Origin of the sequence: Microbacterium paludicola (genome assembly GCF_015235415.1) — a bacterium.
Taxonomy (GTDB): Bacteria; Actinomycetota; Actinomycetes; order Actinomycetales; family Microbacteriaceae; genus Microbacterium; species Microbacterium paludicola.
In genome coordinates this window covers 121,800-140,834 of sequence record NZ_JADGLL010000001.1, presented here as the reverse complement: position 1 = coordinate 140,834, position 19,035 = coordinate 121,800, and the positions used below count along the sequence as shown (strand labels likewise).

General features: G+C 70.4%; 24 protein-coding genes and 2 tRNA genes. 13 read left to right on the top strand and 13 right to left on the bottom strand.

All coding sequences use genetic code 11. The annotated features are described in order from the left end of the window. The first annotated feature begins 167 nt into the window (after window positions 1–167). Entirely contained in the window at window positions 168–455 is a 288-nt protein-coding gene (locus IR155_RS00720) for an HNH endonuclease (protein ID WP_322783502.1), read from the top strand. 8 nt (window positions 456–463) lie between these two features. On the opposite strand, the gene sufU is transcribed toward IR155_RS00720, so the two are convergent. From sufU to IR155_RS00705, 3 genes are all read right to left on the bottom strand, one after another. Further along, a complete protein-coding gene (sufU, locus tag IR155_RS00715) occupies window positions 464–901 on the bottom strand; it encodes a Fe-S cluster assembly sulfur transfer protein SufU (RefSeq protein WP_135112151.1) in 438 nt (145 codons plus the stop codon). Then, window positions 898–2,157 (bottom strand): aminotransferase class V-fold PLP-dependent enzyme, encoded by a 1,260-nt coding sequence (locus IR155_RS00710; RefSeq protein WP_135112149.1) that lies wholly within the window; start codon window positions 2,155–2,157, stop codon window positions 898–900. The genes sufU and IR155_RS00710 overlap by 4 nt, the downstream gene beginning before the upstream one ends. 82 nt (window positions 2,158–2,239) lie before the next feature. Then, window positions 2,240–2,719 carry an acyl-CoA thioesterase gene (locus tag IR155_RS00705; RefSeq protein ID WP_135112147.1) on the bottom strand — a complete coding sequence of 160 codons (480 nt, stop codon included), beginning with the start codon at window positions 2,717–2,719 and terminating at the stop codon, window positions 2,240–2,242. Window positions 2,720–3,156: 437 nt separating this feature from the next. On the opposite strand from IR155_RS00705, the gene IR155_RS00700 reads away from it, so the two are divergent. The 3 genes from IR155_RS00700 (at window position 3,157) to IR155_RS00690 (ending at window position 6,430) form a co-directional block, all read left to right on the top strand. Continuing rightward, window positions 3,157–4,458 (top strand): quaternary amine ABC transporter ATP-binding protein, encoded by a 1,302-nt coding sequence (locus tag IR155_RS00700; protein ID WP_233441049.1) that lies wholly within the window; start codon window positions 3,157–3,159, stop codon window positions 4,456–4,458. Then, on the top strand, window positions 4,458–5,423 hold the full coding sequence (locus IR155_RS00695; protein ID WP_135112143.1) for an ABC transporter permease: 966 nt from the start codon (window positions 4,458–4,460) through the stop codon (window positions 5,421–5,423). Before IR155_RS00700 ends, IR155_RS00695 begins: the two co-directional genes overlap by 1 nt. A gap of 101 nt (window positions 5,424–5,524) precedes the next feature. Then, a complete protein-coding gene (locus IR155_RS00690; protein ID WP_135112141.1) occupies window positions 5,525–6,430 on the top strand; it encodes a glycine betaine ABC transporter substrate-binding protein in 906 nt (301 codons plus the stop codon). A gap of 57 nt (window positions 6,431–6,487) precedes the next feature. On the opposite strand, the gene ettA is transcribed toward IR155_RS00690, so the two are convergent. The 4 genes from ettA to msrA form a co-directional block, all read right to left on the bottom strand. After that, the gene (ettA, locus tag IR155_RS00685) at window positions 6,488–8,167 is read right to left on the bottom strand and encodes an energy-dependent translational throttle protein EttA (RefSeq protein ID WP_135112139.1); all 1,680 of its coding nucleotides are present in this window, start codon (window positions 8,165–8,167) and stop codon (window positions 6,488–6,490) included. A 63-nt stretch (window positions 8,168–8,230) separates the two neighbouring features. Next, a complete protein-coding gene (locus tag IR155_RS00680) occupies window positions 8,231–8,752 on the bottom strand; it encodes a DUF6993 domain-containing protein (RefSeq protein WP_233441048.1) in 522 nt (173 codons plus the stop codon). A gap of 71 nt (window positions 8,753–8,823) precedes the next feature. Then, the gene (gene ssb / locus IR155_RS00675; RefSeq protein ID WP_167760677.1) at window positions 8,824–9,351 is read right to left on the bottom strand and encodes a single-stranded DNA-binding protein; all 528 of its coding nucleotides are present in this window, start codon (window positions 9,349–9,351) and stop codon (window positions 8,824–8,826) included. Between the two features lie 145 nt (window positions 9,352–9,496). Next, on the bottom strand, window positions 9,497–10,039 hold the full coding sequence (msrA, locus tag IR155_RS00670; protein ID WP_135112134.1) for a peptide-methionine (S)-S-oxide reductase MsrA: 543 nt from the start codon (window positions 10,037–10,039) through the stop codon (window positions 9,497–9,499). Between the two features lie 119 nt (window positions 10,040–10,158). Between msrA and IR155_RS00665 the strand changes: the two genes are divergently transcribed. Continuing rightward, the gene (locus IR155_RS00665) at window positions 10,159–10,425 is read left to right on the top strand and encodes a hypothetical protein (RefSeq protein ID WP_135112132.1); all 267 of its coding nucleotides are present in this window, start codon (window positions 10,159–10,161) and stop codon (window positions 10,423–10,425) included. A gap of 4 nt (window positions 10,426–10,429) precedes the next feature. On the opposite strand, the gene yczR is transcribed toward IR155_RS00665, so the two are convergent. Next, complete coding sequence (gene yczR / locus IR155_RS00660) at window positions 10,430–11,863, bottom strand: MocR-like transcription factor YczR (RefSeq protein ID WP_135112130.1); 1,434 nt, start codon at window positions 11,861–11,863, stop codon at window positions 10,430–10,432. A gap of 62 nt (window positions 11,864–11,925) precedes the next feature. Here yczR and IR155_RS00655 point away from each other — a divergent pair, with 62 nt between their 5' ends. Together IR155_RS00655 and yczE are read left to right on the top strand one after the other, a co-directional pair. After that, window positions 11,926–12,087 carry a hypothetical protein gene (locus IR155_RS00655; RefSeq protein WP_167760676.1) on the top strand — a complete coding sequence of 54 codons (162 nt, stop codon included), beginning with the start codon at window positions 11,926–11,928 and terminating at the stop codon, window positions 12,085–12,087. Next, on the top strand, window positions 12,084–12,686 hold the full coding sequence (gene yczE, locus IR155_RS00650; RefSeq protein WP_135112128.1) for a membrane protein YczE: 603 nt from the start codon (window positions 12,084–12,086) through the stop codon (window positions 12,684–12,686). Before IR155_RS00655 ends, yczE begins: the two co-directional genes overlap by 4 nt. 44 nt (window positions 12,687–12,730) lie before the next feature. Here the strand turns inward: yczE and IR155_RS15835 are convergent, their stop codons facing one another. Then, complete coding sequence (locus IR155_RS15835) at window positions 12,731–13,417, bottom strand: hypothetical protein (RefSeq protein WP_228066454.1); 687 nt, start codon at window positions 13,415–13,417, stop codon at window positions 12,731–12,733. A gap of 146 nt (window positions 13,418–13,563) precedes the next feature. Here IR155_RS15835 and IR155_RS00640 point away from each other — a divergent pair. The 6 genes from IR155_RS00640 to IR155_RS00615 all read left to right on the top strand — a co-directional run bounded on the left by IR155_RS00640 (window position 13,564) and on the right by IR155_RS00615 (window position 15,563). Beyond that, window positions 13,564–13,640, top strand: a tRNA-Arg gene (locus tag IR155_RS00640). Between the two features lie 45 nt (window positions 13,641–13,685). Further along, window positions 13,686–14,312, top strand: coding sequence for an oligoribonuclease (gene orn, locus IR155_RS00635; RefSeq protein ID WP_135112126.1), 627 nt, complete (start codon window positions 13,686–13,688; stop codon window positions 14,310–14,312). Window positions 14,313–14,351: 39 nt separating this feature from the next. Next, window positions 14,352–14,427 (top strand) — tRNA-His (locus IR155_RS00630). Window positions 14,428–14,449: 22 nt separating this feature from the next. After that, entirely contained in the window at window positions 14,450–14,800 is a 351-nt protein-coding gene (locus IR155_RS00625; protein ID WP_135112124.1) for a metallopeptidase family protein, read from the top strand. Next, window positions 14,797–15,096: an ATP-dependent Clp protease adapter ClpS gene (gene clpS / locus IR155_RS00620; protein ID WP_409366527.1), complete on the top strand. Its 300-nt coding sequence runs from the start codon at window positions 14,797–14,799 to the stop codon at window positions 15,094–15,096. Before IR155_RS00625 ends, clpS begins: the two co-directional genes overlap by 4 nt. Further along, window positions 15,093–15,563 carry a DUF2017 family protein gene (locus IR155_RS00615; RefSeq protein WP_228066453.1) on the top strand — a complete coding sequence of 157 codons (471 nt, stop codon included), beginning with the start codon at window positions 15,093–15,095 and terminating at the stop codon, window positions 15,561–15,563. Before clpS ends, IR155_RS00615 begins: the two co-directional genes overlap by 4 nt. 9 nt (window positions 15,564–15,572) lie before the next feature. Here the strand turns inward: IR155_RS00615 and IR155_RS00610 are convergent, their stop codons facing one another. From IR155_RS00610 to IR155_RS00595, 4 genes are all read right to left on the bottom strand, one after another. Beyond that, the gene (locus tag IR155_RS00610) at window positions 15,573–16,163 is read right to left on the bottom strand and encodes a nucleoside/nucleotide kinase family protein (protein ID WP_135112120.1); all 591 of its coding nucleotides are present in this window, start codon (window positions 16,161–16,163) and stop codon (window positions 15,573–15,575) included. Then, on the bottom strand, window positions 16,147–16,467 hold the full coding sequence (locus IR155_RS00605; protein ID WP_135112118.1) for a hypothetical protein: 321 nt from the start codon (window positions 16,465–16,467) through the stop codon (window positions 16,147–16,149). Before IR155_RS00605 ends, IR155_RS00610 begins: the two co-directional genes overlap by 17 nt. A gap of 85 nt (window positions 16,468–16,552) precedes the next feature. Beyond that, window positions 16,553–17,803, bottom strand: a complete 1,251-nt coding sequence (gene dinB, locus IR155_RS00600) for a DNA polymerase IV (protein ID WP_135112116.1) — start codon at window positions 17,801–17,803, stop codon at window positions 16,553–16,555. Window positions 17,804–17,854: 51 nt separating this feature from the next. Further along, window positions 17,855–18,943 (bottom strand): glycoside hydrolase family 3 N-terminal domain-containing protein, encoded by a 1,089-nt coding sequence (locus IR155_RS00595; RefSeq protein ID WP_233441047.1) that lies wholly within the window; start codon window positions 18,941–18,943, stop codon window positions 17,855–17,857. Window positions 18,944–19,035: the final 92 nt, after the last annotated feature.

Genomic DNA, 19,035 nt, shown 5'->3' with positions numbered 1-19,035 from the left:
TCGGCGGATGCACCGAGGGCGAAGATCGCGACGGTGCGGCGCAGATCATGCTCCGCGTCCCCGGCGCGTAGTCTCGGCCCATGCCCCGCCGCGATCTCTCGTCCGCTCGCCTGTCCCCCGCGGCTCGCTCGCGCTATGCGAAGCGGCGGCAGCGCAGACTTGCGCGGGTGGACAACGACCTCAGCGCCGATCAGTGGCAGCAGCTGCTGGAGGCGTGGGCGGGATGCGCGTACTGCGGCGCCGACGGGCCCGCGCTCCAACGCGACTGCATCCTGCCGATCTCGCGTGGGGGTCGCTACACGCTCGAGAACGTCGTCCCGGCCTGCGCGTCGTGCAACGCGAGCAAGCACAACGCGGAGGTCACCGGCTGGCTGCGCCGGAAGAAGCTCGACGAGCGCGCGTTCCTGCTGCGCCACGCGGCCATCCTGCGTGGTCTTGTGCCGCGGGAGGAGTGACGCGCCCGTTACGCCGTCTGGTTCAGGCAGGCCTCCAGGGCGACCCAGCCGAGCATCGCGCACTTGATGCGCATCACGTACTTCGCGACGCCCTGGAAGGCGGCGGCGTCCTCGAGCGACTCCGGCGGCTCGCCCGCGCCGCGGGAGCGCAGCATCGTGCGGAACTCCTCGATCCGCTCCAGCGCCTCGGCCTTCGACGCCTCGGCGAGCATGTCGGCCATCACCGAGGCGGAGGCCATCGAGATGCTGCAGCCCTGACCGTCCCAGACGAGCCGGGTGATCCGGCCGTCCTCGCCCACCGTGACGCCCATGGTGATCTCGTCGCCGCACGACGGGTTGAGCTCATGGTGGGTGTGGGCGGCGGTTGTCGGATCGCCCTTCCCCTGCGGGTTGCGGGAGTGATCGAGGATGACCTCGCGGTACAGCTCCTCCAGCTCGGCGCTCATCGGTCGGCTCCGAAGAACGCGCGCACCTCGGCGAGGGCCGCGCCGAAGCGGGCGACGTCGTCCGCTGTCGTGTAGACGTACGCGCTTGCCCGCGTCGTGGCGGCGACGCCGAGCCTGCGGTGAAGCGGCTGGGCGCAGTGGTGTCCCGTGCGCACGGTGATGCCGCGGTCATCCAGGAACTGACCGACGTCGTGGGAGTGGACCCCGTCGACGACGAAGCTGACGAGGCCGGCGCGTTCGGCGCCCGCGGGCGGCCCGAAGAGCCGCGTCCCGGGGACCGCCCGCACGGCATCGACGAGCAGGCCGGCCATCTCGGCCTCGTGCGCGCGGACGCGGTCCATGCCGATGGCCGACAGGTATGCGGCCGCGGCGCCGAAGCCGACAGCCTGGGTCACGGGCTGCGTGCCGGCCTCGAAGCGCTGTGGCGACGGCAGGAACTCGGCGTCCTGGAGCGTGACCGTGGTGATCGTCGACCCGCCGGTGCGCGCGGGCGGCAGCTGGTCGAGCAGCTCGGCGCGGCCGTACAGCGCGCCGACGCCGGTCGGGCCCAGCATCTTGTGCGACGAGAACGCGGCGAAGTCGACGCCGAGCGCACCGAGGTCGAGCGACAGGTGCGGGGCCGACTGGCACGCATCCAGCACCGTCAGCGCGCCGGCCTGACGCGCGACCTGCACGACGTCGGCGACCGGGGCGATGTATCCGGTGACGTTCGAGACGTGAGCGAAGGCGATGAGGCGCGTCCGCTCGGTCACGACGGCGGTGAGGTCGTCGATGGTCCAGAGGCCGCTCTCGTCCACCGGCACGACCCGCAGCGTGGCTCCGGTGCGGCGCGCGAGACGCTGCCACGGGATGAGGTTCGCGTGGTGCTCGGCCTCCGTGATGACGATCTCGTCGCCAGGTCCGAAGGCGAGGTCGGGAGCACCGAAGGTCGCGGCGTCCGACAGGCCGAGCGCGATCACGTTCAGGGCGTCGGTGGCGTTCTCGGTGAACACGATCTCGCGGTCGCCGGCTCCCACGAACCCCGCGATGGTCTCGCGTGCTCCCTCGAACGCCCAGGTCGCCTCGCCGGTCGCCATGCTCGAGCCGCGGTGGACCGCGGCGTACTGCGTGCGAGCGAAGACGTCCTCCGCCTCGAGCACCGCATCGGGGCGCTGCGAGGTCGCCGCCGAGTCGAGATAGGTCCGTTCGGCGTTGCTGCGCAGGTACGGGTACGCGTCGCGCGCGAACGCGGAGGGCGTGGTCGAGGTGGTGTGCATCAGGCTCCCTGTCCGGCGAGAAGGCCGTCCTCCAGTCTCCCCCATCCGTGGCGCCGTCGGGCGCCTCAGGCTGTGGGATCGCTCAGCGACGCGCGAAGCTGATCGGCTCCTCGACGTACGGCGCCCACGTCTCCCGGACCTCGTCCGAGAGCCGCGTCGGACGCCCGGTCGCGGTGTCGACGAGCACGACCACCGCGGATGCCCGCGCGTAGCAGACCTGAGGATCGCTCCCGAACGGGCTGTAGACCTCGTAGCAGACCTCGGCGCTCGCCCCGCCGATCCGGCCGAGCCAGATCTGCACGTCGAGCGGCTTGTGCTCGTACGGCACGGGAGCGAGGTACTCGATCTCCTGCCGAGCGATGAGGGTGGCGACCGCTCCCCCGCCCTCGAGCACGCTGGCGTCGAAGACCGCAGTCGGCGCCTGATCCTGGGGGTCCGCGGACCTCCAGAACGCGCGCAGGCGCGCTTCCTCCAGGAGTTTCAGCATCGAGGTGTTGTTCACGTGCCCGAGGGCGTCGAGGTCGCCCCAGCGACGATGGATCGGGATGTGGACGCGGGTCATGCGGTGCTCTCTCTCGTCGTCGGGATGCGCTCAGGCCCCGCAATGGTCACGATCAGGTAACGGTGAGGCCGCGCCGATTCCACTCGCGGATCGCACCCAGAGCCGCGGAATGACGCGGCCCAGCCGACGTCCACTGCCGCTGATCGGGAGTCTCCCCTGCTCGCGAGGCGTTGCTAGCCTAGGCGTGGCCCTCCCGGGACAGCGCGCTGTGCGCCCCGGTGGAGGCCGAGGGAGCCCGGGCGACGCGTCCGACACGATCCGGGCTCGCGACCCGCCCAGGACCGCGCGTGCCAGCCCGAATGGCATTCGTATGGCCGACGATCGCCGCCGAACCGGCGGCCGCGTGTGCGGCGCCGCTGCGTCGCTCCATCGTCTGCCCGGACCGTGACCGATCACCGATCGACCGACATCCGTCGTGTCGCCCGGCAGAGGAGAACGTGACCGACAACGACCGCTCCACCGCCCTGAGAGCCCGGAACCTGTACAAGGTGTTCGGGCGTCGCCCCGCCGAAGCCGTCGAGCGCCTGGGCTCCGGCACCCCCCGCCACGAACTGGACCCCGGCACCACCGCCGCCGTGATCGATGCCTCGTTCGAGGTGCATCGCGGCGAGATCTTCGTGGTGATGGGACTGTCCGGCTCGGGCAAGTCGACCCTGATCCGCATGCTCAACGGCCTGCTCGAGACAAGCTCCGGCACGATCGAGGTGGGCGGCGACGCCCTCACCGGCGCGCCTGCCAAGCGGCTGCGCCGGATCCGCCAGGACCGCGTGTCCATGGTGTTCCAGCACTTCGCCCTGCTACCCCACCGGACCGTCGCGGCGAACGTCGCGTACCCGCTGGAGATCAAGGGCGTCGGCCGCGCCGAGCGCCTGCGCCGCGCGCAGGAGGTCCTCGAGCTCGTCGGTCTCGGCGGCTGGGGCGACAAGTTGCCTTCGCAGCTGTCGGGAGGCATGAAGCAGCGCGTGGGCATCGCCCGTGCGCTGGCCGCCGACACCGACATCCTGCTCATGGACGAGGCGTTCAGCGCGCTGGACCCGCTGATCCGGCGCGAGATGCAGGATCAGCTGCTGGAGCTGCAGCAGAAGCTCGGCAAGACCATCGTGTTCATCACGCACGATCTGAACGAGGCGATGCTGCTCGGCGACCGCATCGCGGTGATGCGTGACGGCCGGATCGTGCAGATCGGCACGCCCGAGGACATCCTGACCGACCCCGCGAACGACTACGTGGAGCAGTTCGTGCAGGACGTGGACCGCGCGCGTGTGCTGACCGCGGGCAACGTCATGGAGCGCCCGCGCCCCGTCGTCGACCTGCACGACGGGCCCCGCGTCGCCCTGCGCGCGATGCGCGAGCCGTTCCTGTCGGCCGCCTACGTCGTCGACCAGGACCGCCGGCTGCTCGGTATGGTCACCGACCGCGACGCCATCAAGCTGGTGCGCCGGGGCGAGCGATCGCTGTCGTCGATCGTCACGCCGGCCCCCGCCACGGTGCGCGACACCGACGTGCTGATGGACGTGTTCGTCCCTGCCGTCGAGTCGCCCTTGCCGCTTGCCGTGCTCGACGCCGACGGCCGCCTCGTCGGCGTCGTCCCCCGTGTCACGCTGCTCGCGGCCCTGGGCCCCGGCCCGTCCGCCACGGAGGAGATCATGCTGCCCAGTGAGCCCGTGCCCACCGCCGTGATCGACGAGGTGCTCGCCGCCACGGAGGGCCAGGCCGACGAGAAGGTGGAGGTGCGCTGATGGACGGCATGATCCGCCTCCCGATCGGCGACATCGCCGAAGGCGTCGTCTCGTGGCTGGTCGCCAACGCGTCCGGTCTGTTCGCGGTGCTCCGCACTGTGTTCAAGGGCATGTACGACGTGCTGTACGGCGTGCTGGGCGCCGACTACTTCTGGATCGTCCCCGGACAGCTCGCCGTCACCGGCATGTCCCTGATCATCGTGCTCTTCGCCGTGATCGCGCTGCTCGCGCGCGGCTGGGTCTTCGCGGCCGGCACGACCGCCGGCCTGCTGCTCATCGCGAGCGTCGCGCAATGGGACAACGCCATGGCGACGCTGTCGCTCGTCATCGTCGCGACGTTCTGGGCCCTGCTCATCTCGATCCCCCTCGGCATCCTGGCGGCCAGGAGCGACGGGGTCTCGCGCGTGATGCGGCCGATCCTGGACTTCCTGCAGACCATGCCCGCGTTCGTGTGGCTGATCCCCGCGCTCGTGCTGCTGCGCGTGGGCGTGGCCCCCGGCATCGTGGCGACGATCATCTTCGCGCTCGCCCCGGGCGTGCGCATGACAGAGCTCGGCATCCGCGGCGTGGACAGCGAGGTCGTGGAGGCCGGGCACGCGTTCGGCTCCTCGCCCGGACGCATCCTGCGCCAGATCCAGCTGCCCCTCGCCCTGCCGACCATCATGGCGGGCGTCAACCAGGTGATCATGCTCGCCCTGTCGATGGTGGTCATCGCCGGCATGGTGGGCGCGGGCGGCCTCGGCAGCGACATCGTCCAGAGCCTCGGCACGCTCGACACGGCGCTCGGCGCCGAGGCCGGCATCTCGGTCGTCATCATCGCGATCGTTCTGGATCGCCTCACGGGTGCGTTCGGCAAGCGGATGGGCGTCTTCGCCTGGATCCGCGAACGGGCCCAGCGCCGTCGCGGGCGGCAGCCCCTCCCGGCCGGGGCGCCCGCGCCCGAACCGGTCGCGGCGACCGCCTGACACACAGACCTGCGCCGCCCCGACGAGGAGCGACGTGGCATCGGAGCTCAGCCGATGCATCCGGCCGGGGAGATTCTCCGGCTCGAGAAAGGAATCACAGCATGACCAAGCGTTTTATGACACTGACTGGCCTCCTGGCCGTCGGCGCCCTCGGCCTGACCGGCTGCGTCGCCTCGGCCGAGGACGTCGCAGGCGCGGGTGCCGGCGGCGAGGAGTCGAAGGGCGAACTCACGGTCGCCGTCTTCAACGGCTGGGAGGAGGGCATCGCCACCTCCGAGCTGTGGAAGGTCGCGCTCGAGCGGCAGGGCTACGACGTGACGCTCGAGTACGTCGACGCGGCGCCCGTCTTCCAGGGTCTCGCCGACGGCGACTACGACTTCACCACCGACGTGTGGGAGCCCGTCACGCACAAGGAGTACCTCGCGCAGTACGGCGACTCGATCGAGAAGCTCGGCACGTGGAACGACGATTCCAAGCTCACGGTCGCCGTGAACGAGGACGCCCCGATCGACTCGCTCACGGAGCTGGCCGGCGCGGCGGACGAGTTCGGCAACACGATCGTCGGCATCGAGCCCGGTGCGGGCCTCACGGCTGCCGTGCAGGACAGCACCATCCCGACCTACGGCCTCGAGGGCATGGACTTCCAGACCTCGTCGACCCCCGCGATGCTGGCCGAGCTGCAGGCGGCGACCGACGCGGGCGAGAACATCGTCGTGACGCTGTGGGAGCCGCATTGGGCGTACAGCGCCTTCCCGCTGAAGAACCTCGAGGACCCGGAGGGCACGCTCGGCGACGCGGAGACACTCAGCTCGTACGGCCGCACCGGCTTCGCCGACGACTTCCCCGAGGTCGCCGAGTGGCTCAGCGGCTTCACGATGGACACCGAGACCCTCTCGGATCTCGAGAACTTCATGTTCAACGAGAACGAGGGCGCCGACGACTGGGGCCCCGTCGTCGAGCAGTGGGCCGAGGAGAACCAGGACTACGTGGACTCGCTCACCAGCTGATCCTCACGCGCACGAAGAAGGCCGCCCCGATCGGGGCGGCCTTCTTCGTGGGTGGGCTCAGTCGCGCGTGAGCTTGCGGTGCGTGGTGCGGTGCGGACGCGCGGCGTCGGGGCCGAGGCGCTCGATCTTGTTCGCCTCGTACGACTCGAAGTTGCCCTCGAACCAGTACCACTTCGCCGGGTCCTCGTCCGTGCCCTCGTAGGCGAGGATGTGCGTCGCGACGCGGTCGAGGAACCACCGATCGTGGGTGATGACCACGGCGCAGCCGGGGAAGTCGAGCAGCGCGTTCTCGAGCGAGCTCAGCGTCTCGACATCCAGGTCGTTCGTGGGCTCGTCGAGGAGGAGCAGGTTGCCGCCCTCCTTCAGCGTGAGTGCGAGGTTCAGACGGTTACGCTCACCACCCGAGAGCACGCCGGCCTTCTTCTGCTGGTCCGGCCCCTTGAAGCCGAACTTCGACACGTAGGCGCGCGAGGGGATCTCGGTCTTGCCGACCGTGATGATGTCCAGGCCGTCGGAGACGACCTCCCACAGCGTCTTCTCCGGGTCGATGTTCGCACGCGTCTGGTCGACGTAGCTGATCTTGACGGTCTCGCCGATCTTCAGATCGCCGCCGTCGAGCGGCTCGATGCCGACGATCGTCTTGAACAGCGTGGTCTTGCCGACGCCGTTGGGGCCGATGATGCCGACGATGCCGTTCGGCGGGAGGTTGAAGCTCAGGTTCTCGATCAGCGTGCGGCCGTCGAAGCCCTTCTTCAACTTCTTCGCGTCGATGACGATGCTGCCGAGGCGCGGACCGGCCGGGATCTGGATCTCCTCGAAGTCCAGCTTCCTGGTGCGCTCGGCCTCCGCCGCCATCTCCTCGTAGCGGGCGAGACGCGCCTTCGACTTCGTCTGGCGGCCCTTCGCGCTGCTGCGCACCCACTCGAGCTCGTCCTTCAGACGCTTGGCGAGCTTCGCGTCCTTCTTGCCCTGGACGTCGAGGCGCTCGGCCTTCTTCTCGAGGTAGGTCGAGTAGTTGCCCTCATAGGGGTAGAGACGGCCACGGTCGACCTCGGCGATCCACTGCGCGACGTGGTCGAGGAAGTACCGGTCGTGGGTCACGGCGATGACCGCGCCCTTGTACGCCTGCAGGTGCTGCTCGAGCCAGAGCACGCTCTCGGCGTCGAGGTGGTTGGTGGGCTCGTCGAGGAGCAGCAGATCGGGCTTCTGGAGCAGCAGCTTCGCAAGTGCCACGCGGCGCTTCTCACCGCCCGACAGCGGCGCGATCGCCGCGTCGGCCGGGGGCGTGCGGAGCGCGTCCATCGCCTGCTCGAGCTGCGAGTCGAGGTCCCAGCCGTCGGCAGCGTCGATCTCCTCCTGGAGCGTGCCCATCTCGGCCAGCAGCGCGTCGAAGTCGGCGTCGGGCTCGGCCATGAGCGCCGAGATCTCGTTGAACCTGTCGACCTTCGCCTTGATCGCGATGCCGTCCTGGATGTTCTCCAGCACGGTCTTCGACTCGTCGAGCTCGGGCTCCTGCATGAGGATGCCGACGCTGAAGCCCGGCGAGAGCTTCGCCTCGCCGTTCGACGGCGTGTCGAGACCCGCCATGATCTTGAGGATCGTCGACTTTCCGGCACCGTTGGGGCCGACCATGCCGATCTTCGCCCCGGGGAGGAACGCCATCGTCACGTCATCGAGGATGAGCTTGTCGCCGACCGCCTTGCGGGCGCGCACCATTGAATAGATGTATTCAGCCATTTGGCTCCCAGTCTAGGGCGCCGGGCCGCGATCGCACGGGTCGATGAGCCGAGGCTCGGGTGCCTACCAGTCGATCGGGCGGGTCTCCCCGAGCAGACAGACCGTTCCGCCCTGGAGGGCCGGAAGCACACGCGTGATGGCCTCGCCGATATCGGGCCCGACCTGCCCGACGAGGCACTCCTCCTGCCAGAGCACCGAGAACTGCATCGACTCGGCGGGATTGCCGACGGTGCTGTAGTCCTGCGTCACCTGCATCGTCGCCTTGTCGAAGCCGGCCTCGACGAGCGCGTCGATGTACGCCCGGCCCTCCGCGCGCCGATCCGACGCCCAGACCTCCTCGGTCACGGCGGTGAAGAACGGCAGATTGTCGTCGGCGGATCCCTCGGGCACCAGCACGGGCTCGGCCGGAGCCGAGGGCGTGGCGGTGGCCGATGCCGTCGGCGCGGAAGCGGCGGGTGCCGACACGCTGGGCTGCGGAGTCTCGGCACCGGCGTCGCATCCGGCGAGGACCGTCGCGACGGCGACCGCGAGGGCCGCCGACATGACGCGCCGACGGGTCGATCGCGGGTCGCGTCGCAGGCTCACGCGCTCGAGTCTACGGCGCCCGCACGTGCGCCCCGGGATCCTTGCCCGCCTGCTCGCCCGCCGCGCGCCGCTCAGAACGGTGCGCTGTCGGCCAGCTCCGAGATGCGCTCCGCTTCGGGTGCCGGCTGGGTCGGCACATCCGCCTTCGGCCAGGAGGGCTCACCGTCGGCCGATGCACCGGGGAGCGCCCATGCCTCCTGAACGCCGTCGGCCGGCGGCTCGTCCTGCGCCGACGGCGTGCGCGTCGAGGTGCGCCGGTAGGTGCTCGTGCCGAAGAGGAGGTCGTGCCCGAGCGCGTCGGCGTCGATCTCGGCCTCCATGCCCTTCTTTCCATCGTTCTCCCACGCGCGCAGGCGCAGCCGACCGGTCACGATGACGCGTTCGCCCTTCTGGAGCGAGTTCCGCGCGTTGTCCGCCAGGGTGCGGTACGCCGAGACGCTGTACCAGTTGGTGGGGCCATCGACCCAGCGGTTCGCGTCCCGGTCGAACTTGCGGGTGCCGCTGGCCACCCGGAACCGGGTGACGGGGATTCCGCTCGGCAGCACCTTGTGCTCCGGCGGTGTGGCGATGTTGCCCGTGATGGTGATGATGTCGGTCATGTCCGTCCTCCTTCGCTTGCCGGTCGCCCGGCCGGCCGCCGTTCGGCCTCGCGACGAGGATGGCGCGATCCGCACCCGCCAGACGCGAATCGCCCCCATCCGGGAGGGATGGGGGCGATTCCGGCTGCTGTGGACGAGTCTGCCGTCAGGCGACGAACTCCGCGAAGCGCGCACGCACCTTGTTCACCTTCGGCACCGCGACCGCCAGGCAGTACCCCTGATTCGGGTTCTTCGCGAAGAAGTCCTGGTGGTAGTCCTCGGCGTCGTAGTAGCTGCGCAGCGGCTCCATCGTCGTCACGATCGTGCCCTCGGTCTCGCCGAGCGGGGCGTCCCAGATCTCGGAGGCGCGCTCGCGGGCCTTCTCGAAGACCTCCCGCTGCGCGTCATCGGCGGGGAACATCGCCGAGCGGTACTGCGTGCCGGTGTCGGCACCCTGGTGGTTGAGCTGGCGCGGGTCGTGCATCGTGAAGAACGCGTCGAGGATCACGTCGGACGGGATCACCTCCGGATCGAACGTCACCTTCACCGCCTCGGCGTGCCCCGTCGCGCCGGTGCAGACCTGCTCGTAGGTCGGGTTCGGCGTGGTGCCGCCCGTGTAGCCGGACACGACGCTCTCCACGCCTCGCAGGGCGCGGTACGCCGCATCCAGACACCAGAAGCAGCCGCCTGCCAGAACGTAGGTCTCCATGTCGTACTCCTCTCGCCGCTTCCGCGGCACGTGCTCCACGCTACGCCGGATCGCCGCCCGGACCGCGCGGCGCGGATGTCGGTGGCCCCTCCTAGCGTCGGGGGCGGAGAGGAGCCTTCATGCACAACACCGGTCAGGCCGCAGTCGTTCCCGAGATCCCGATCGCCGCACCGCAGATCCGCGGGCGCGAGACCCTCGTCCGCGCCGGTGCCGCGCTGTGGCGTGTCACGACGCGTGAAGGCCGCGTGATCGGGCACCTCCGCCGTCTCGAGCACCCGCTCGGGATGCGCTTCCGCGCCGAGAGGCTGCACCTCGCGACCAACCGTTTCATCGAGGTGGGCGAGTTCTGGTCGGCCGACGAGGCGGTCGCCAGCCTCCGGGCCTGATCGGCTACACGACCGCGTCGAGCGGCGTCGTCTCGCCGGGTTCGAACGCCATGTCCGCGACGTCGTGCCACGCTTCGACGAGCAGCAGTGCCGCCCGTTCGATCACCGGCGCCGGCGCCGTGAACGGCACCCGGATGTGGCGTTCGTGACCGCCACCGATGGAGAACCTCGGCCCCGCAGACAGGAGCAGCCCTCGCCGGCGCGCCGCGAGGGTCAACGCCGAGCTCCGGGGCGCGCCGATCCCGACCCACAGTGCGACCCCGCCGCCGACATCGGGCACGTCCCACTCCGGGATGTCGCGCCGCAGCGCCGTGACCGCGGCGTCGCGTCCCGCGCGCAGCAGCTCGGATCGCTGGGCAAGGATCTCCGGCATCGCCGGCATGAGCCGCTCGGCAACCGCCTGTTCGAACTCCGGCGTTCCCAGATCCGTGCTCGGCCGCGCCGCAGTGAGGCGCCGGATCATGTCGATGTCCGCCCGGATCCAGCCGATGCGCAACCCGCCCCAGACCGTCTTTCCGAGCGAGCCGAGCGTGATCACCCCGTCGCCGCCGCCCACCGTGGCGAACGGCGCGGGCGAGATGACGCGGTCGAGGCCCAGCTCCGCCGTCGTCTCGTCCACGATCACGATCGCACCGACGGAGCGTGCGAGGTCGGCGATCCGCACCCGGGTCTCAACGGGCATCGACTCACCGGTCGGGTTGTGGAAATCGGGCATGAGATACAGCGCGGTCGGCCGTGACCGCAGAATCGCGTGCTCGGCGCGTTCGAGATCCCAGCCGGCGCCCACTGCGACCGGGACGCCGACCAGGCGCGCACCCTGCCGCGCGAAGGCCTCCGCCGCGTGCGGGTAGGTGGGGGTCTCGAGAAGCACACGGTCGCCCCGCGCGACGAGCAGCGTCGCGAGCAGGGAGATGGCGCTCTGGGCGCCGTTCGTCACCATGATCTGCGCGGCTTCGGTGGGAAGGCCGCGTTCCGTGTATCGCCGCGCGATCGCCTCGCGCAGCCCCCGCCGCCCCGAGACGTCGTAGCCGGCGCGCGCGACCACCGAGGGTGCGTCCGCCGCCGCATCCGCGTACACGGCCGCAAGCCCGGGCCACGAGGCGGGGCTCGCCTGCTGCAGGTCGATCGACCCCTCGTCGCCCGCCACACGTCCGAGGTCGCGCCGCCCGAGCGGGCGCGTGATGCTGCCGGAGCCGCGCACGCTCTCGATGTGTCCCGAGCCGCGCAGGCTGCGGTACGCGGCCGCCACGGTTGTGCGGCTCAGACCGAGCCGCGCGGCGAGCTCACGCTCGGCGGGCAGGGCGGTGCCCGGAGCGATCCGGTTGTCGAGACAGAGCAGCCGGATCGCGTCTGCGAGCGCCTCGTAGGCCGGCTCGCGCGTGCGCCATGGTCCGAGAAGAGCGTCGAGCGCACGAGCGGAGAGTCGGGAGTCAACCATGGATCCACTCTAGCCATATTGGACTCTTCACAAGTGGCCAATCCGGGTGTGGACTTCTCAACATGCCCACCCTTCTCGCCCTCCTCGTCGCGATCGGCCTGCTCTCGACGCTCGCCGTGGCGGCGACGCTGCGAGAGGTCGCCCGCGACGGACACCGCGCGATCCCGACGGATCCCCTGCGCGTGCCCGACCGCCACCCGCTCACGGAAGATCGATCGCTATGACCCGCCGCATCATCCAACTCCTCCTGGGCCTGCCGCTGTACGGCGCCGGCGTCGCCCTGACGGTCGAGGCCGGCCTGGGTCTCGACCCGTGGACAGTGCTCGCCGAGGGCATCTCGCTGCACACCGGCATCGGCATCGGCTGGGTCGCCAATCTGCTCGGCGCGGTCGTGCTGCTCCTCTGGATCCCCTTGCGCCAGCGGCCCGGCGTCGGGACGGTGCTGAACATCCTGCTCGTCGGCACCGCGATGCAGATCACGCTCGACCTGATGCCACCCGTGGAGGGGCTCGGCTGGCGGGTGGCCTGTCTCCTCGGCGGCATCGCCCTGGTGGGGTTCGCCTCCGGCCTGTACATCGGGGCGCAGTTCGGCCCCGGCCCTCGAGATGGCCTCATGACCGGACTTCACCGCCGTTACGACTGGCCCGTGTGGCGGGCGCGGATCACGGTCGAATTCACCGTCCTCGCCCTCGGCTGGCTGCTCGGCGGCACGGTCGGCATCGGCACGCTCGCCTTCGCGCTGCTCATCGGGCCGTGCGTGGATGTGGCGCTGCGCTTCCTCGACACGGCACGCGCACCGCGCGCCCTCCCCGCGCCTGCGTGAGCGCACTCGGCGCTCGCGACCTCAGGGCGCGGGAGCTCCCCAGTTCAGTGCTCGCGGAACTCCGGGCGATCCGATCCGGGCTTCAGGTGCGAGACGAGGGCATTCTTCGCGACCTCGAGCCCCTCGTACTTACCCACTGGCGAGTCGGCTCCCGCCATGGTGACCGCGAAAACCCCACGGTCGACCTCGCGAACCGTGCCCACCGCGCCGGCCGGCCCGTAGGCCACGTACAGGCGTCCTGCGTGCGTCGTCGTCATCATCGACTCCTTCCGTCCGCATGGCACGCTACGCCTGAGATCGCCGGCCCGGAAGGTCTTGACAACGACCGACTCAGTCCTCCACCCAATGTCGGAGGTATGTTCTAATGTCGGCGCATGGACAGAGAGAGGCGGTATGCCATCCAGGCCCGGCATCGGCACCTGAACTTCGAGCGCATGATCGCGTACCTTCGCGAGCACCCCTGCGTCGATTGCGGCGAGGCCGACCTGGTGGTGCTCGATTTCGATCACCTTCCCGGGTTCGACAAGCGATTCGACGTGAGTCGCGCGGTGGGTGGTTCGACACGCTCGTGGGCAGCCATCGCCGAGGAGATCAGCAAGTGCGAGGTGGTCTGCGCGAACTGCCACCGCCGGCGGGGTGCGCGACGAGGCGGCTTCCGTCGCCACCTCCTCGATCTGGGCGTCAGCCTCCCACCACCACCCCCAGTCGGAGGTCGCCGGCTCGTCCCTCACGGAGGTGGAGCGAAAGGGCGCCGCGGCTGCGTGTGCGAACCCTGCGCGACACGACGACGCGAATATGCCCGCGACTATGCTCGACGAAAGTCGGCGCGACTACGCGCGCAGAGTGTCGCAGACGAGCCGAGTACCCTGGTTGACGACCCCCAATAGCTCAGCTGGACAGAGCATTGGACTTCTAATCCAACGGTCGTAGGTTCGAATCCTACTTGGGGGACCACCATCGTCGTCCGCCGCTGTCCTCCCCCGTCGTTAGGCTGGAGGAATGGTAGGCGCCTCCGAAAACGACCGGCTTGTCTGGATCGACTGCGAGATGACGGGCCTCGACCTCGCGGTCGACGAGCTGGTCGAGATCGCGATCGTCGTGACCGACTTCGACCTGCGGATCCTGGATCCGGGTTTCCAGGTCGTGATCAAGCCGTCGCAGGCAGCACTCGACAACATGGGCGAGTTCGTGACGCAGATGCACCGGAAGTCGGGGCTGCTCGACGAGCTCGACGGCGGTGTGTCGCTCGAGGAGGCCGAGCGCCTGTCGCTCGAGTACATCCGCCGCTTCGCACCGCAGGAGCGGAAGGCGCCGCTCGCGGGAAACACCATCGGCACCGACCGCATGTTCCTCGCGAAGTACATGCCCCAGGTGGACACCTACCTTCACTACCGCAGCGTCGACGTCTCGAGCGTCAAGGAGCTCTCCCGCCGGTGGTTCCCGCGCGCGTACATCCACGCCCCGGCGAAGGACGGCGGCCACCGTGCGCTCGCCGACATCCTCGAGTCGATCCGCGAACTCGAGTACTACCGGCGTGCGGTTTTCGTCGCCGAACCGGGCCCCACGAGCGACACGGCCCGCGCGATCGCCTCGTCGGTCGTGTCGTCGTCCGCCTCAGAAGTGTGACAGAATGAAGAGGTTGTCCCCGAGCGATCGGGGGCCACGGTGGCTGTAGCTCAGTTGGTAGAGCACCGCGTTGTGGTCGCGGGGGTCGCGGGTTCAAGCCCCGTCAGCCACCCCACTGATTCCGCGGGGATGTTCCGATGATCGACATGGACGCCGATGCGTTCGAGCGTCTCGTCATCGACGAACTCGACCGCCTTCCCGACGACATGGTCGAGGGCCTGGACAACGTGGTCTTCGTCGTCGAAGATCGGCCGGAAGACGGCTCGCTCGATCTCCTCGGCCTCTATGACGGTCTCGCGTTGACCGAGCGCGACCGTTACGGCATGGGTGAGCTGCCGGACCGCATCATCGTGTACCGCGAACCGCATCTCGCTCAGTGCGAGACGGAGGACGACCTGCGCGACGAGATCCACACGACCCTTGTACACGAGATCGCGCACTTCTACGGGATCGACGACGAGCGCCTGCACGAGCTGGGGTGGGCGTGAGCACGTCCCTGCCCGAGCTCGGTGAGGATCTCCGGCTCGACGAGCTGCACCGCCCGGATGTCCCCTGGCAGACCGTCGTGTGGAACGACCCGGTCAACCTGATGAGCTACGTCGTCCACGTGTTCCGCGAGTACTTCGGGTACAGCATCGACCGCGCGACGCAGCTGATGCTCGCCGTTCATCACGACGGCCACGCGGTGGTCGCGGAGGGAGCGCGCGAGCAGATGGAGCTGCACGCCCAGGCGATGCACGACTACGGGCTCTGGGCCACCGTCCGGAAGGCACCGGTCGGATGAGCGAGCACGTCGTCCTGACGCTCACGCGCATCGAGGCAACGCATCTCGCCGAGCTGCTCGGACAGTTCGCCGAGCTCGTCGGCAGCAGCCCGGCCATCCCGGATCCGGCGCTCGAGCGCCTCACACCGGATGTCTATCCGGAGGACGCCGAGGCCTCCCGCGAGTTCCGCTCGCTGACACGCTCGGACCTGCTGCGTCGTCGCGCCGAGGACGCCCGCGTCGTGCTGGACGGTCTCGCCGCGATCGAGCACGAGGATGAGCTCGCCCCGGTCGAGGTGTCCGTCGATGCCGCGCAGCTGCGCGCGTGGATGCGCACCCTCGCCGCGGTGCGCCTCGTGATCGCCGACCGGCTGGGCATCGTCGACGACGATGAGGACCGCGATCCCGACGACCCGCGCTATGGCGTCTACGACTGGCTCGGGTACCGTCTCGAACTGCTCGTGCAGACGGCCGAGCAGGGCTTCTGAGCGACGATCCTACGGCAGGTCGAACACCAGGTCCGCCAGTGCCCGCGGGGAATGGCGCGCCATGTGCTCGACCTCCTGCGCGGCCCACCGCTCCCAGTGGGGCGCATACGCGTCGCCGTCGCGATCGAGCGCGCGGATGCGGCGCGACGACTCCGGGGCGTCCACCCAGACGGTGAGATCCGCGAGCGGCTTCGCCTGCGCCGTCAGCGAACCGGATCCCTCGATGATGAGCGGGCGCTCAGCGTCCACGGCGTGCTCCTCGGCGAACGCCTGCACGTCCCAGTCGAATCGGCGCCACCGCGCCTCGCGGTGCTCCGCGTGCGGCACGAGCAGCCACTCGCGCGTCAGCCGCGTCGCCTCGGCCAATCCGTCCCAGCCGGGATAGAAGGAGTCGAGCGCCACCAGCTGCGGCCGCTCCCCCGCGGGGGGCCACTCGTCGGCGAGCCGTCGAGCCAGCGTCGTCTTGCCTCCGCCGCTGCGGCCGTCGATCAGGACGACAGGAGCTGTCGAGTCGAGGCGCGCGACTGCGTCGGCGACGACCGCGAAGGCGTCGTCGTGCGCGGCGACGAACGGATCCGGTGCGCTACTTCTTGAGCGCACGGATGATGCGCGACAGCGCCCTGCCGGCGACCCACACGAAGGGGATCGCCACGGCCAGCAGCGAGACGAGGTTCGGCTCGAAGGTGAGCGTGTCGCCGCGGCGGATGTACGCGCCGATCGGGGCGGAGAAGCCGCCACCCCCACCGCCGCCGTTGCCCGACTCGTCCGAGCCGCCGCCGAAGCCGCTCCACGTGGCGGCGACGGGCACGATCCGCACGCCGTCGACGTCCTGCTGCTCGCCGTAGCTGCTGGTCACGCCGATGTTGGCGGACATCTTGCCGAGCTCGAGTGCGATGTTGGGCATGTCACCACCGTACCGAGGTTCGTCGATCCGCGTCAGTTCTCTTCCGAGCCGGCGCCGATCGACGTGCGACGCCGCCGCGACGGGATCAGGACTCCGGCCGCGGATGCGAGGGCAGGTGCCGCTGCTCGTCCCGGCCGAGGAACGTCGCCCGCGTCACGGCGCCCTTCCCGAAGCGCGCGAGGGCGTCGTCGAGCGTCCCCTCCAGGCGCTTCCAGTCGGCGTCGTCGTCCCACAGCGCGACGCCGCCGGATCCGGCCGCCTGCAGGCGCTCGGCGCGGACCCCGATGAGCCGCACCGGCAGGCGCAGGTCGACCCCCGCGAGGAGCTCCCGCGATGCCTCGGCGATGCGCTGTCCCACGGCGGACGGCTCGGGCAGCGTGGCGGAGCGGGTGATCGTGGAGAAGTCGGAGAACCTGACCTTGATCGCGACGCCCGCCGCCTCGAACCCGGCGCGACGAAGGCGCACGGCGACACGATCGGAGAGCCGGAGCAGTTCGGCGCGCAGCACCCCGACATCGGGGATGTCGGTCTCGAACGTCTCCTCGTGCCCGATGCTCTTCTCGACCCGGGTGGTCTCGACCCCGCGCGGATCGATGCCACGGGCGAGCTCCGCGAGCCGCTGCGCCCCGGCGGGACCGACGATGCGCTCGAGCACCTGCGGCGGCGTCTGGCGCACATCGCCGATCGTGCGGATCGCCCGCGATTCGAGGGCCTCGGCGGCCTTGGGCCCGACCCCCCAGATCGCGCGCACGGGCTTCGGGTCGAGGAACTCCTGCGTGCGATCGGCCGGGACGATCAGCAGGCCATCCGGCTTCGACATCGTCGACGCCATCTTCGCGACATGCTTCGTGGCGGCGACTCCGACGCTCGCGGTGATGCCGACCTCCTCGGCGATCCGCGTGCGGATGAGCTGCGCGATCGTCCCGGGGCTTCCCCACAGGCGGCGCGCTCCCCGCACGTCGAGGAACGCCTCGTCGATCGACAGGGGCTCGACGAGGGGCGTGAAGCTGCGGAACACGTCCATGACCTGCGCCGAGACGGCCTGGTACCGGCCGAAGTGCGGAAGCACGACGATGGCCTGCGGGCACAGCCGAAGCGCCTGCCCCATCGGCATCGCCGAGCGCACCCCGAAGCGCCGCGCCTCGTAGGACGCGCTCGAGACGACCGAACGACCCTCGGGTGCCCCGATCACGATCGGCTTGCCCTTCAACGACGGGTCGTCGAGAACCTCGACGGCCGCGTAGAACGCGTCCATGTCGACGTGCAGGATGCCGGTTCCCGAGTCGTCGGCGTCGATGGGCGACACGATGCGCCCCGACCCGTCCGCTCGTCCCATGACTCCATTGTCGCCCGAGGCACCGACACGGACACGTCTCGGGCTCGGGGCTCATCCCCTCGGCGGTTCGAAGGCGTCGCCGTCGAGAAGGCCCGAGGCGAGCACCCGCAGGGTGACGACCCGCGTCGCGGCCGCCTCGAGACGCTCCGGCGGAAGGTCACCCGCCTCCGCCGCCGCCGCGATCCCGTCGGCGAGCTCGCCCGCCGTTCCCGCGTTCGATCCGGCGACCATCAGGGCCATGTCCGCGCCCGCCGTGATCGCATCCACCGCGTTGCGGACGGGATCCGCGTAGCGACCCTCGCCTGAGGACAGCAGCATGCCGAGGTCGTCCGTGATCGCGACCCCCTCGAAGTGGAGGTCGTCGCGCAGGATGGCGTACCACTCGGGCGAGAGCGAGGCCGGAGCGTCGTCCACCGCGGTGAAGCGGAGGTGCCCGGTCATCACCAGTTCGGCGCCCGCCTCGATGCCCGACTCGAAGGGCGGCGCGTGGTCGGCGCGCCACTCCTCGACGGGCATCGCGGTCTCGGGGATCGCGCTGTGCGAGTCGCCGGCCGCAGCGCCATGGCCGGGGAAGTGCTTGAGCGTCGAGAACGCGTGCGGCCTCTCCCCCGCGACGGCCGCGGCGACGCGCTCGGCCGCTGCCGTCGCGTCGCCTCCCAGCGTCCGCGGCCGGATGAAGCCGCTCGTGCGGGTGCCGACGTCTGCCACGATCCCGAAGTTCACGCTGATGCCGACGTCCTCCAGAAGCCCTCCCCGCGCGTCGAACGCGGCGCGGGAGGCGTCGGGGTCCTGGCGCTGCAGCTGCGTGCCCGCAGGCCCGTCGTCCCAGGGCAGACGGGTCACGACGCCGCCTTCCTCGTCAACCGCGACCAGCGGCGGCAGCGTCCCCGTCGGTCCATCGAGCGCGTCAGTGATCCGGCGGAGCTCGTCCGGGGTCTTCGGCACGTTCGAGCCCATCAGGATGAAGCCGCCCAGCCGGCCCTCGCGGACGTACGCGCCGAGCGCATCCGGATCCGTGCCGCCGACGTGCCCCATGACGACGGCCGACGCCCGCTCGGCCGTCGTCATGTCGTCGACGATCGCCCCGGCGATGGCCGAGGCCACCTCCTGCCGCGAGGCGGCCGGGGCCTCCGCAGCCACGGGCGTAGCCGCCGGAGCGGACACCGGCGCGGCGCCCGCCGGCGCCCCACACAGGACAGAGCCGGTCAGCGCGGCTGCGAGCCACGCTGACC

Bases quoted from the DNA above. Each gene is read 5' to 3' on its own strand.
- sufU (WP_135112151.1), bottom strand. From the start codon at position 901: ATGAGCGCCGAGCTGGAGGAGCTGTACCGCGAGGTCATCCTCGATCAC.
- IR155_RS00710 (WP_135112149.1), bottom strand. From the start codon at position 2,157: ATGCACACCACCTCGACCACGCCCTCCGCGTTCGCGCGCGACGCGTAC.
- IR155_RS00705 (WP_135112147.1), bottom strand. From the start codon at position 2,719: ATGACCCGCGTCCACATCCCGATCCATCGTCGCTGGGGCGACCTCGAC.
- IR155_RS00695 (WP_135112143.1), top strand. From the start codon at position 4,458: ATGGACGGCATGATCCGCCTCCCGATCGGCGACATCGCCGAAGGCGTC.
- IR155_RS00690 (WP_135112141.1), top strand. From the start codon at position 5,525: ATGACCAAGCGTTTTATGACACTGACTGGCCTCCTGGCCGTCGGCGCC.
- ettA (WP_135112139.1), bottom strand. From the start codon at position 8,167: ATGGCTGAATACATCTATTCAATGGTGCGCGCCCGCAAGGCGGTCGGC.
- ssb (WP_167760677.1), bottom strand. From the start codon at position 9,351: ATGACCGACATCATCACCATCACGGGCAACATCGCCACACCGCCGGAG.
- msrA (WP_135112134.1), bottom strand. From the start codon at position 10,039: ATGGAGACCTACGTTCTGGCAGGCGGCTGCTTCTGGTGTCTGGATGCG.
- IR155_RS00665 (WP_135112132.1), top strand. From the start codon at position 10,159: ATGCACAACACCGGTCAGGCCGCAGTCGTTCCCGAGATCCCGATCGCC.
- yczR (WP_135112130.1), bottom strand. From the start codon at position 11,863: ATGGTTGACTCCCGACTCTCCGCTCGTGCGCTCGACGCTCTTCTCGGA.
- IR155_RS00655 (WP_167760676.1), top strand. From the start codon at position 11,926: ATGCCCACCCTTCTCGCCCTCCTCGTCGCGATCGGCCTGCTCTCGACG.
- yczE (WP_135112128.1), top strand. From the start codon at position 12,084: ATGACCCGCCGCATCATCCAACTCCTCCTGGGCCTGCCGCTGTACGGC.
- orn (WP_135112126.1), top strand. From the start codon at position 13,686: ATGGTAGGCGCCTCCGAAAACGACCGGCTTGTCTGGATCGACTGCGAG.
- IR155_RS00625 (WP_135112124.1), top strand. From the start codon at position 14,450: ATGATCGACATGGACGCCGATGCGTTCGAGCGTCTCGTCATCGACGAA.
- IR155_RS00615 (WP_228066453.1), top strand. From the start codon at position 15,093: ATGAGCGAGCACGTCGTCCTGACGCTCACGCGCATCGAGGCAACGCAT.
- IR155_RS00605 (WP_135112118.1), bottom strand. From the start codon at position 16,467: ATGCCCAACATCGCACTCGAGCTCGGCAAGATGTCCGCCAACATCGGC.
- dinB (WP_135112116.1), bottom strand. From the start codon at position 17,803: ATGGGACGAGCGGACGGGTCGGGGCGCATCGTGTCGCCCATCGACGCC.